Annotated in this window: 12 protein-coding genes; all 12 read right to left on the minus strand. The window is 51.5% G+C overall.

The annotated features are described in order from the left end of the window. Nucleotides 1-101: 101 nt before the first annotated feature. The 12 genes from EI185_RS13175 to EI185_RS13230 all read right to left on the minus strand — a co-directional run bounded on the left by EI185_RS13175 (nucleotide 102) and on the right by EI185_RS13230 (nucleotide 12058). A complete protein-coding gene (locus EI185_RS13175; RefSeq protein WP_189836409.1) occupies nucleotides 102-1247 on the minus strand; it encodes an acyltransferase family protein in 1146 nt (381 codons plus the stop codon). A 1-nt stretch (nucleotide 1248) separates the two neighbouring features. Continuing rightward, complete coding sequence (locus EI185_RS13180; RefSeq protein ID WP_124705613.1) at nucleotides 1249-1566, minus strand: hypothetical protein; 318 nt, start codon at nucleotides 1564-1566, stop codon at nucleotides 1249-1251. Further along, nucleotides 1566-2429 (minus strand): chain length determinant protein tyrosine kinase EpsG, encoded by an 864-nt coding sequence (epsG, locus tag EI185_RS13185; protein WP_124705614.1) that lies wholly within the window; start codon nucleotides 2427-2429, stop codon nucleotides 1566-1568. The genes EI185_RS13180 and epsG overlap by 1 nt, the downstream gene beginning before the upstream one ends. A 13-nt stretch (nucleotides 2430-2442) precedes the next feature. After that, complete coding sequence (epsF, locus tag EI185_RS13190; RefSeq protein WP_124705615.1) at nucleotides 2443-3852, minus strand: chain length determinant protein EpsF; 1410 nt, start codon at nucleotides 3850-3852, stop codon at nucleotides 2443-2445. A 13-nt stretch (nucleotides 3853-3865) separates the two neighbouring features. After that, a complete protein-coding gene (gene epsE / locus EI185_RS13195; RefSeq protein ID WP_124705616.1) occupies nucleotides 3866-4654 on the minus strand; it encodes a polysaccharide export protein EpsE in 789 nt (262 codons plus the stop codon). Nucleotides 4655-4706: 52 nt separating this feature from the next. Further along, the gene (gene epsL, locus EI185_RS13200; protein ID WP_189836410.1) at nucleotides 4707-5870 is read right to left on the minus strand and encodes an XrtB/PEP-CTERM-associated polysaccharide biosynthesis outer membrane protein EpsL; all 1164 of its coding nucleotides are present in this window, start codon (nucleotides 5868-5870) and stop codon (nucleotides 4707-4709) included. Between the two features lie 52 nt (nucleotides 5871-5922). Then, the gene (locus tag EI185_RS13205) at nucleotides 5923-7347 is read right to left on the minus strand and encodes a mannose-1-phosphate guanylyltransferase/mannose-6-phosphate isomerase (RefSeq protein WP_223247832.1); all 1425 of its coding nucleotides are present in this window, start codon (nucleotides 7345-7347) and stop codon (nucleotides 5923-5925) included. A gap of 37 nt (nucleotides 7348-7384) precedes the next feature. Then, nucleotides 7385-8266 carry a glucose-1-phosphate thymidylyltransferase RfbA gene (gene rfbA, locus EI185_RS13210; RefSeq protein WP_124705619.1) on the minus strand — a complete coding sequence of 294 codons (882 nt, stop codon included), beginning with the start codon at nucleotides 8264-8266 and terminating at the stop codon, nucleotides 7385-7387. Then, the gene (rfbB, locus tag EI185_RS13215) at nucleotides 8263-9333 is read right to left on the minus strand and encodes a dTDP-glucose 4,6-dehydratase (RefSeq protein WP_124705620.1); all 1071 of its coding nucleotides are present in this window, start codon (nucleotides 9331-9333) and stop codon (nucleotides 8263-8265) included. Before rfbB ends, rfbA begins: the two co-directional genes overlap by 4 nt. Before the next feature lie 67 nt (nucleotides 9334-9400). Then, the gene (locus tag EI185_RS13220; protein WP_124705621.1) at nucleotides 9401-9742 is read right to left on the minus strand and encodes a hypothetical protein; all 342 of its coding nucleotides are present in this window, start codon (nucleotides 9740-9742) and stop codon (nucleotides 9401-9403) included. A 90-nt stretch (nucleotides 9743-9832) separates the two neighbouring features. Then, nucleotides 9833-11200, minus strand: coding sequence for an undecaprenyl-phosphate glucose phosphotransferase (locus tag EI185_RS13225; RefSeq protein WP_223247829.1), 1368 nt, complete (start codon nucleotides 11198-11200; stop codon nucleotides 9833-9835). 411 nt (nucleotides 11201-11611) lie between these two features. Then, nucleotides 11612-12058 (minus strand): hypothetical protein, encoded by a 447-nt coding sequence (locus EI185_RS13230; protein ID WP_189836411.1) that lies wholly within the window; start codon nucleotides 12056-12058, stop codon nucleotides 11612-11614. Between the last annotated feature and the right edge of the window lie 61 nt (nucleotides 12059-12119).

Raw genomic sequence — 12119 nt, forward strand, 5'->3', positions numbered from 1 at the left:
TCATCCAAGAAAATCCCTTGAATAATCCATAAGCACATCTCGGGCCAGAATCCGATGCACATCTATAAACATATCTGTTTATTCATTCCAAACCGAACGGATTAATGGAAAACAACGGCTCTACGCTGCGGCATAAACGGATATTCCACCCAACGAAAAGTCATGGACGCGACCAGAACCAGAACGATTCCAGCCATGCTCATCAAACCCCAATAATTTAGTGCGGACAGTCGCGCAACGGATATCGACAAGTTGACCCAATACAGCAGCAGAAACAAAATTGGGCTATGCAGAAGATAGATGCTGTAATTCATTGCGCCCAACAATCTGGCAGGTTTGCTGACTAACAAGCCAAACAGCGAATTTCCGGCAGCTACAATAAAAAACAACACGAACAACATCACACTGGCAAGCACTGTGTAGGCCGTATTCATGCGCCAGAATATCAACACCAGTATCATCGCAACCGCCAATGCAGCCAGCGTGCTTTGCGCCCAGCGCGATAACCACTGAATATTTTTATCCAGTAGCCATGCGGTCACCGCACCGAAGACAAAACTGAGCAGGACAATATTCAGAGAAAACTTGAACAACAGTGCAGTCGTGGACAAAACCAGAACGGAAAAAGCCGTATCACGATAAGCCCAGGCGATGAAGGGTAGAGTCAGATAAAACAGCCATTCATACTTCAGTGTCCAGTACACCGAATTAATAATCCAACTGTTACCGACCTCGTTCACATTTGGAAAACCCATAAAACCGAACGTCATCCACCTAATCATTGTGGTTGCCAACTTCGGAGTAGATGACTTAACGATGAAGCCACTGGCAATGTAGGCCACGACAAACACAATAAGAACGGACACAACATACATAGGCACTAATCGCCTCACCCTGGAATTGAAGAGTCTGGGCAGACTGACTTTTCCTTTGCCAGCGATTGCTTTTGACCAGAACAAGAATCCGGTAATCATGAAAAAAAGCGATACGGCAATTTGTCCCAGCAAGGTATAAAACGCCGAAGGAGGAACTTGCCACTTACCTGTGGCGTAGAAAAAATAAAATATTACTGCGTGATGAAAGAACACGCCCAACGCCAGAAAACCTCTTAGCCCATCCAAAGCCAAATAACGCGTGTGTGCATCATTGATTTGTGCACGATGGAATGCGCTGTAGCGAACCAACACATTTGCCAACAGCAGCAACAAAGCGCTCAGGATAAAGTAAGGGAGCGGGCTGACGATCAACTCAATTCCTTAACATCATGGTATTTACTGACCAAACGACTGCAGAAATGCGAGGTTCCCCTCTGTTTTTCATGATCAATAATTGATGAATACGTTTGAGCTCTAATTTATCTTCAGGCGCAAATGCTTGAATAGTTGAGCTGCGCAGCAAGGATGAGCGGAGTATGCATCTGTTCGCTGGTGCCCCACTGCCGTTGAGAGGATCATAAAACATTGGGGTAACGGCCAACCGACCGATTTGGATTGCTCGCCATTCACCAACCGATTTTTTAGTGCCGATTGATGTGAATGTGGCCAGCTGTGTGCGGATTGCAGCCATCAGAAATCGACCAGGACGGAACCAATTACCTTGGCGCCACTGCGCCCAAGCTGCTCATTCATCTCGTTCAAATCAGCTAGGCGCGTCTTGTTTTTACGCGCGATCAACAGCACACCTCCTGACAGCGATGCAATCGCCAGGGCATCCGTGCCCGTAGAATATGCCGAGACGTCATACAAAATGACATCGAAGCTGCTCGATAATCCATCATTGATTGCCTTGAATGCTGGCCGGCCCAGCAGCTCTTGTGGATTGGGCGCAATAGTACCAGCCGGCAATACAGACAAATTCAGGAACGAGTCCACTTTGCACAAGGTTTCCAACCCGGCCCGACCAGCCAGAATGTCTGACAGCCCCTGTCTGTTGCCGAGCCTGAATAGCTCATGTTGCAGCGGGCTGCGCAGGTTGCCATCTACCAACACGGTGTGCTCCCCTAGCTGGGAAAACACCACCGCCAGATTGGCGGCAAACATGCTCGATTCTTCGGGATTGGCGCTAACCAGGGCAAGCGCTTTGTGACCGGCGGAAAACCATTGCATCATTAGCTGGCTGCGAATCGCTCGCAGGGTTTCCACCTGTTTGCTGAACGGCTGATAAGCCGCCACCAACTGCGGTGGAAAATTGATCTCCCCTGGCTGCAGATACGGGTAGTCGAACTGCTGTGCCAGCACCTGCTGAATATCGGATTCCGAGATAAACCCGAGCACCTGCGCTGCCTCGCCAAAACGCATGCCGCGTTCTTGTTGTAGTTGTACTATCTGCTCAACCTGGGCTGAGGTGAGCTTACCCTTGTCCAGCAGGATGCGTCCCATCCTGGATTCGCGGCTGTCGGTGAGCAAAGGGATAGGTGTACTTAGTTTCATATCTATTGCCCTTTCAGCTCGAAAACAAACGATGAATAAATGGGGTTGGCAGTAAACCAACGCGCTGGTGTTGTGCAATTCCCCAGCCGATCTCCCCCAGTACGGGAACATGCAGAAGCTGGATCAAATCATCGGCAGATCGCACCCGTCGATCCAGCATTTCAGCCAGTAATGCCAGGCCCAGGCCCAGCATGGCGCCCAAGACCACCGACGCCATGGTGTAGAACAGTATTTTGGGGCCAGCCGGGCTTGTCGGTACGGTCGCCGGATTGAGCACCGCCACGTCGGACTGGGTGGATTGCCCTTGCAACTGCACCTGCGAATAGCGCTGAGCGGCGGCCTGGTACGCCAGCTGGGCGTTTTCCACTTCCTTGTTCAACACCGCCATATCATCGCGGGCGCGATTCAGGGTCAGCACCTTGTTTTTCTGTGCCGCCAGCGCGGCGCGTATTTCGCCTTCATGCTGCTGCAAAATCCGCGCGTTGTTGCCAACACTGCTGGAGGTAATGCGTATTTGCCGGTTCAGTTCGGCGCGCAGTTGATCAACTTCTGCCTTTGCAGCCTGATACTGTGGATGATTTTTATCCAGCCGCTGGGATATTTCTGAAAATTTTGACTCGGCGTTGCCAAGATTTATTTTCAGATTCTGAATGAGCGGATTGCCTGCCACGTCAGGGGATTCGTTCGCGCTGCTTCCTTGCGCCATGCGCTGGCGTGACCCTGCTTCCATCGCCTGCCCCTGTGCCGTCACCAACTGGTTTGACAAATCATTCAACCGCGCCGTCTCCACATCCAGCCGGCTATCCACACTGACAATTCCCTTGTTCTGTTGATATTTGGAAAGTTTGCGCTGTGCGGCCTCCAGATTGGCCTGCAATGTTTTCAGCTGCTGGGTGAAAAAACCTGAAGCCTGTTGCAATGGTGCCACTGTGAGTTGCACCACTAGTGCCTGATATTGCGCGGCGAACGCATTCGCGACTGTCGCTGCCAATACAGGGTCGGTGCTGGTGTAGGCAATATTCAACACACTGCTGTCCCGCACCGGGGTTACGTCCAGACCTCGCAACAAGCGTTTGGCAAGCCAGTTTCGGATATCACCCTTGCCACCTGTTTCAGCTTCGAATTGCTGTTTTTCTGATGCCTGCTGATCCATTTTAAGAGCAGCCACTACCTTCATCGCCGCGTTTTCACTTTCGACAATGTTGACCTGCGTTGCCATGTAATTGTCCATGACCTGTGCCGGAGGTGCCTGCCCGGTGAGCGGATCGGTGCCTTTATAATTGAGCACCAGGGTATTCGTTGCCTTATAGGTTTTCGGCAACGATAAGCTGATGGCAAATACGGTCAACACTGTAATCAGCAAAGCAGCCAGAACCAGTTTGTAACGGGCACGCAGAATGATCCAGAACTGATTAAAACTCATGGCAGCGTCCTCATTAAAACAGACTTTCCTGGATATACACGACATCATTCGGCTGGACCGGATCATCAAGCCGTGCTTTCAGCGACTCCAGTTTCCCGTCTGGCATCTTGCGCTTGATACGTACATTGCGCTCGGTACCACGCTGAGTGAGGCCACCTCCAGCCGACAACGCTTGTAGCACCGTCATACCCGGTTCGAGCCTGTAAGTGCCGGGTTTTTGTACCTCGCCATAGATGTAAAACACAGGAGCACGTTCGACGTAGATAAGGTCTCCGCCAGCCAAATCATAATCCTGATTAAGAGAACCGTTCCGTACCATGTCCACAATATTGATTTTCGTTTTAGTTGTTTTACCATTTCGGGTACGAATCAGATCCACAGTATCCGCCCCCTGCGTATCAACTCCACCCGCCAGCGCCAGCATGTCTGTCAAATTGCGCTTACCTTCTATTGGGTAACGACCAGGCTGCTTGACTTGACCCAGAACGGATACCATTTGCCCCTGAAATTGCGTGACCAGGATATTCACTTGGGCCTTACGCAAAAAACCACCTGTTTGCAGACGGCTGGCTATCAGTTTTTCCGCGGCGGCCGGAGTTAAACCTCCTACTGCTACCTCACCTATCAAAGGAAATGTAATACTGCCGGATTCGCTTACTCTGGTTTCCAAGCTAAGATCGGGACTGCCGTAGACTGAAATTTTGAGCACGTCACCTGGACCCAGCGGAACGTCTGTCGCGTGAGCAAAACCCATCCATGTAATGAGCATCAGTCCAAAAATTATCTTTATATATCTATTCATCGATTACCTCTTTCGTGAGAAATAACTGTCTGGCTCAAATTAATGATCGCAATCAAAATACACTGCGCAAATTAAGCATCACACTATTGAACCTATAACTCAGCAAATCCTGGTTGGATTGGTTGACACCACGCTGTAATATCACGCCCAGATTGGTATTGCGCAGGACCGCATAACTCACGCCGGCTTGCAGGGTTGATAATTTATCTTCTCTGGCCGGTCCTGTTGACAGCACAAATCCAGGGTCGCCGGTGTAGGCAATACGACTCTGCGCAACGTTTAAATTGAATGCCACTTTGTCTGTGGCCTTCCAGGATGCCGTTAAAGTCACGCCGCGATTCACCGAGTAGCTGGCTGTGGTATTTTCGACTACACCAATATCCCGATAAACCAGCAGCCCAAGCCCGGTTTTTTCTGTTACCTGCCAGTTGGCTGAGAGCAGACCGGTGACCCCGGAAAAATTTCGCTGAGGCACATCGGCGTAACGCCGCTGGGTGTAGTTCAAATGCCCCAGCAGCTTGATTTTTCCGCTGGGTTCCCAGGTAGCCTGGATACCGTTATCCCACTGTTTGTAGCCATTATCAACAGGCGCCAAACCAACAATTTGACGGTTCGGATACCGGCCGTCACTCATCTGGCTGGTCAGTTCGAGCAGACTTCCTTTTCTGGTTTGATACTGCAGGCCGGTGTTGTATGTATTGACCGTTGAATCCAGCGTATTCTGGCTGGCCAGACTGTTGGTCGAATCGCTCTTTTCCACCCCGAATTTCAATTTCCATGGCGCGCCCAGTTCGATGCCGCCGTGAAAAAAGGCCCGCTTCAGCGTAATCAGGTTATTGATCGGCTGCTGAATATTCACAAAACTGCCTTGAGCCGTTTTTTCGCTGACCCCTACGTCACCACTCAGTGCACTGCCAATCAGCCAATCCCATTGCAGCATAGTGTCGCGTCCGTCAAAATTCAGTACTTTGTATTTATTGAAACGCGTCCGGTTAACCTCGGCCTTGGCTTTGATCAGCTGGCGGCTGATATGCCAGTTCACTTTTGCCCCTGCAGTAAACTGGAAATAGGACTCTGCCATGTTGCTTGTGCCCAGTCTGGCCATTGCAGCCTGATCGTTTTGCAGACGAAAAAAGTTGCTGTCGTAGTTGTATGAACCCGACACAAACGGACTGAAAAAGTCGTCAGGGTCTGCATTGGCTGTCGTCGAAATCATCGTAAGCACCATCAACAAAAAAAGATTTCCTGCAACGCCCAGCAGGCGCAGCTCAGTTGCGTTTATAAACATCTTCATAGCGCACAATATCGTCTTCACCCAGGTAGGCGCCTGACTGGACTTCGATCAGATGCAAGGGAATCTTGCCGGGGTTTTCCAGGCGATGTTTACTGCCCAGCGGAATATAGGTGGACTGATTTTCACTGAGCATGATTTCATCTTCGCCGCGTACCACTTTCGCGGTACCCGAGACCACGATCCAGTGTTCCGCACGGTGGTGATGCATTTGCAGCGATAGCTTCTCATCGGGCTTGACCATGATGCGTTTGACCTGAAAGCGGTCACCGGCATCGATGCCCTCGTACCAGCCCCAGGGACGATGAACACGGCTGTGATAGAGGTGTTCGCAACGCTTGTCGGTCTTGAGTTTGTCAACGACCTTTTTGACGTCCTGCACCCGGCTCTTGTGCGCTACCAGTACTGCGTCGGCAGTTTCCACGATCACCAGATCATCCACGCCCAATGCCACCACCAGACGCGATTCCGCGCGTACCAGATTGTTACCTGCGCCTTCCAGCAAAACGTCGCCACGCGTTACGTTACCTGCTGCGTCCTTGCTGCCTACTTCCCACAGCGCATCCCAGGCTCCGATATCGTTCCAGCCGATATCGGCAGGAACGACTGCAGCCTTTTTGGTGTGTTCCATCACCGCGTAATCGACCGATTCAGAAGGACAGGCAGCGAAGGTAATTGGATCGAGACGGATGAAATCGAGATCGCTTTTGGCTGCTGTCACGGCGGCTTCGCAGGCAGTGAGGATTTCCGGACGATACTGGCGCAGCTCTGCCAGAAAATCCTTGGCACGGAACAGGAACATGCCGCTGTTCCAGTAGTATTCACCACTATCCAGATAGGACTGGGCGGTAGCCAGGTCTGGCTTTTCCACAAAAGCCTGCACACGATAGCTGCCATCCACGTCCGTCAAGGCTTCCCCTTTACGGATATAGCCGTAGCCGGTTTCCGGCGTCCGGGCGACGATGCCAAAGGTAACCAGAAGTCCTTTTTCTGCCAGCCTCGTAGCTTGGAGCACTGCGCGATGAAACGCTGCCTGGTCGCGAATCAAATGGTCGGCAGGCAATACCAGCATCATGCCTTCAGGTTCCCTGCTGAACACTTCCAGAGCAGCAATCGCTACCGCTGGCGCAGTATTACGGCCTACAGGTTCGAGAAAAATTGCACTGGGCTGAATCTGTAGCGCACGTAATTGCTCAGCGATCATGAAACGGTGTTCATCGTTGCAGATGACCAGCGGTGGCGCTGTATCTGGCAGGCTCGTCACACGGCTGACGGTTTCCTGAAATAAAGTGCGTTCGGAGAGCAAGGGCAAAAGCTGCTTGGGTAGCGCAGCACGGGACAGCGGCCACAAGCGCGTACCGGAGCCACCGGACAAAATAATTGGATAGAAAGCTTTGTGCATCATTGATTCCCTGAAATTTTTACTGATCCAGTCATGACTAAAAAATCCGTTCCTTCAGTAAATCCTGCAGATAGCGGCCATAACCGTTTTTATTTAGTGGTTGCGCCAGTCTTTCCAGTTGCGCAGCATCGATAAAACCCTGGCGATAGGCGATTTCTTCCGGACAGGCGATTTTCAGACCCTGGCGTTTTTCTATGGTTTCGATAAACAGGGAAGCTTCCAGGAGCGACTCATGCGTCCCGGTATCCAGCCAGGCGTGACCGCGCCCCATCACCTGTACATCCAATTCACCCCAAGCCAGGTATTGACTGTTCACATCGGTGATTTCCAGCTCGCCGCGCGGCGATGGCTTGAGCGCCTTGGCTACCTCCACTACACGATCGTCATAAAAGTAGAGACCGGTAACGGCGTAGCGGGATTTAGGCTGGGACGGCTTTTCTTCCAGGCTGATCGCATGGCCCGCAGAGTCGAATTCGACCACACCATAACGCTCGGGATCTTTCACCGGGTAAGCAAAAACGGTAGCGCCTTGCACTTTGCCATCGGCTAAACTGAGCCCGGCTGGCAGGTCATGGCCGTAAAAAATATTGTCGCCCAATACCAGCGCGCTGGGCGCTCCGTCGAGAAAGGATGCACCGATGATAAAGGCCTGTGCCAGCCCATCCGGAGATGCCTGTACGGCGTAACGCAGATTCAATCCCCATTGGCTGCCGTCCCCCAGCAAGTGTTCGAAACGCGGCGTATCCTGTGGTGTGGAAATAAGCAGAATATCCCGGATCCCAGACAGCATGAGCGTGGATAAAGGGTAATACACCATGGGCTTGTCATACACCGGCAGCAACTGCTTGGAGACCGCATGAGTGACCGGATAAAGTCGAGTGCCGGAACCGCCGGCAAGAATAATTCCTTTGCGTGTCATGCCATCGCCCGTTCGTTATAGTTGGTTTCCATCCACTGCCGATAGTCGCCACTCTGCACGTTTGCCACCCAGTGCTGGTTATCCAGGTACCAGGCTACCGTCTTGCGCATGCCGCTCTCGAAAGTCTCTCGCGGAGACCAGCCCAGTTCCCGCTCAATCTTGCCGGCATCTATGGCGTAACGTTGATCATGGCCGGGACGGTCTGCCACGAAAGTGATGAGTTGTTCATGCGGCACCACTGGAGACCCGGTACTCATCTCGTCGAGCAAAGTGCAGATGGTCTTGACTACCTGCAGATTGGTTTTCTCGTTACATCCACCAATATTGTAGGTTTCTCCTGTTTTCCCGCGTTCCAGCACAGCCCGAATGGCCGCGCAATGGTCGGACACATAAAGCCAGTCGCGCACATTGCTGCCGTCTCCGTATATCGGTAGCGGCTTGCCGGCCAGGGCGTTATGAATCACCAGGGGAATGAGTTTTTCCGGGAACTGGTAAGGCCCGTAATTATTGGAACAATTGGTGGTCAGAACCGGCAGACCATAGGTGTGGTGATAGGCACGTACCAGATGATCCGAAGCTGCCTTGGATGCAGAATACGGGCTGTTGGGTGCGTAAGCCGTGGTTTCGCTGAAAGCCGGATCAGAGGCACCGAGTGAACCGTATACTTCGTCGGTGGAGACATGCAGAAAACGGAAAGCCGTCTTGTTTGCTCCATTCAGTCCGTTCCAGTAGGAACGCACCGCCTCCAGCAGATGGAAACTGCCCAGCACATTGGTCTCGATGAATTCTGCCGGGCCAAGGATGGAGCGATCCACATGACTTTCCGCTGCGAAGTTAACCACCGCACGCGGTTGATAGTCTTGCAGCAGTTGACGCAACAATTCCGTATCGCCTATGTCGCCCTGGACAAACTGGTGACGCTCGTCCCCCTCCAGACTGGCCAGATTGGCGCGATTGCCCGCATAGGTCAGCTTGTCCAGATTGATCAGGGCTTCGCCGGATTGATTCAGCCAGTCAAGTATAAAGTTAGCGCCTATGAAACCTGCTCCGCCTGTGACTAATATCATTTTCTGCCTCTTTATTATTTGATTCGCCACTTTGTCAAAAACTGATTTGAAGTTCCACCCACGCTGTTCATTGAATGACCGGCAGGCGTTTCTTGCCGCCATGCCAGAGACGCAAACTAACCAGCCCAAGGATCGCTACAAGCACGGTCCAGATATCCACATCCGGCACGGCAGAGACGCTTGATCTATCCTGTATCGCCGCATCCGTCTCGGTGCTGGTAAAATTTGTATATGAGGGGGTTCGATATGAAACTGCCACCACCTCAGGCCGGTGATTCCTGTCGAAGTTTGTCACATTTGTCGTCGCCGCCAGTGGACTGGAAGCAGCGGTATCGCTTGATAGCGAGCCGGCAAAAGCAGTCATTAGCAAGGCAACGATTCCGATAAATCTATGTATTTTCAAGCGCATAAAAAATCCATTTCCTGTAAAGGTTTATTTCAAATAAAGCATTTTTCAGGCCAACGTCTGAGGCAAAGAACTGTTGCCGGCATAGCCTGATCAGTACGCCTGGGCATCTTTCAGCACCAGCTTCAGGGTTCTAAAAATAATGGTCAGATCAAGCCACAACGACCAGCTTTTCAAGTAGGCAATGTCGTAGATCACCCGCCCTTCCATCTTGTCTATCGTGTCAGTCTCGCCTCGATAACCATTGATTTGAGCCCAGCCGGTAATGCCGGGCTTGACCTTGTGCCGCCACATATAACCGTGAATCAGTTTGCGGTAATGCTCGTTGTGAGCGACTGCGTGCGGCCGTGGCCCTACAATACTCATCGAACCCTGCAACACATTGAGAAATTGCGGCAATTCATCCAGTGAAGTCCTGCGCAAAATGGCACCAATCCGGGTCACTCGTGCATCATTTTGGGTCGCCTGTGTGACAACCTCGCTGTCCTCGCACACGCACATTGACCGAAATTTGTAGACCATGATTTCTTCACCATCTACTCCGTAGCGATGCTGTTTGAATATCACCGGCCCCTTTGAAGTTGCCTTCACCAGTGCCGCGATAATGAGCATCAGCGGTGCTATTGCACATAAAATCAGACTGGCTGCCACGATGTCGAAAGCGCGTTTATGGACTGCATTAATGCCGGTCAACGGCGTCTCGAATACCGAGATGACCGGAATACCATTGACGTTATCCAGGCGCGCCTGAACCAGATCGAACATGAATACATCAGGCACGAAATAGATCGATGCGGTGGTATCCCGAAGTGAATTGACCAGGTCGATCACACGCGGATGATTGAGGATTGGCAAGGTAATGTAGACCAGATCAATTTCATGCTGTGCAACATAATTCGCAACATCATCAATACCGCCGAACACAACATTTTTGAGTTCGCTCTCGCAACGCTCACCGGTCCGATCATCGAAAAAAGCTTCAACCTTGGTCATCAGGCTGCGCTGCTGATAGATCCTGTCAGCGAGCTTGTGACCCAATTCATTTGCACCAACAATTACCGAGCGTCGAACAGTGCTGCCGTTACTGCGCAATACCTCGAGATAGGTGCGCACGAGCGAATGTCCAAGAAACAGTAACACCGGCGTAATCAGGCTCCACAACAGCAAAACCCGTGGATTGTAGTCATCGACAATCCCGCTGAATGACCCTATTGCAGCCAATATGACCAGAACAAGTGCCCAGGCAAGCAGCAGATTTCTGCCATGAGTAAAACTACCGGTACCGCGCAAGCTGCGCTCTTCAAAAAATTCGAATCCATCAAACACTTGTGATGTAACGAGGAATGCCAATATTCCCAGCAACAGGTACAGGCCATCGAATTTCTGCTGTTCCACCAGCACAGCAATAATTAAAGAAAAGAAAATAACCAGGGGGTTGACCAGGCGTTTAGCCAAACTCAAGACTGGATGTTCATAGCCACCAAACATTCGGACCCTCACATTTATATTGTTGTATCAACCAGCATGCCTGCCCGAAAACCAAAAAAAATTCCGGGAATTTCACGCTAATTTTTCCGGCTGCCCCGGAATGAGAAAGTACCTATGACTACGAGGCCAAGTAGTGGCCTTAATTAACAGCGTTCGAAAGACCGTGAGGATATAGCGATGCTTTCTCAGGGTATGTGCGTTGGAGCACACAGAAAATTAAGAACTGGAGCGCCTGCGTCTGCTACAACTGCAAATCAGCCTGGGAAAACTTAAAACTTCGCCTGCCCAGCTTCAATAAGCAAGAATCATGCAGCAAACACAGCCCTCTTCACTTCGCCCATTCAATAGGCAGTTCTGGCTCCAGTATGCGTCGACCACGTTGCACTATTGTTGCGCTTTGCCTTTGGCCGTTGATTTCCCTTTGTGATGGGATTTCACGGAATGCTTAGTTTTGGCTCCGGCTTCTGTGGCTTGCTCATGCTCGCTGCCCATTCCGCCCATGCGTTCGTGAGCCCGCTCCATACCTTTGGTTGCTTCGGGAGACGTTTGGGAATTTTGATTGGCGCTGCCTTCCGTACTCATGTGGCTTGAGCCATCCGTGTTCGCGTCGACCGATCCCGCTGCGTTAGCGCCTGCTGCCGCAGGTGCCTCCATACCAGCATTGCCGCCTGCGCCTGCGCCAACATTTGCACCCAGCCCGGCACCTACGCCCACGGCGGATGCGCTACCGGCTACAGCAAAGATGGCGGCGCCACTTAACAGATTACAAAATAATTTTTTCATGGTGAGGGGATTCTGCTTAGATAGTGTCGTCACGAGATAGCGAGCCAAAGCACCAAGCAGCGTATGCGGACTGCGGCCAGGAATGAGGAAGCGTTTTTAACGTAGCGCG

The organism is Sulfuriferula multivorans, from assembly GCF_003851125.1.
GTDB lineage: Bacteria > Pseudomonadota > Gammaproteobacteria > Burkholderiales > Sulfuriferulaceae > Sulfuriferula > Sulfuriferula multivorans.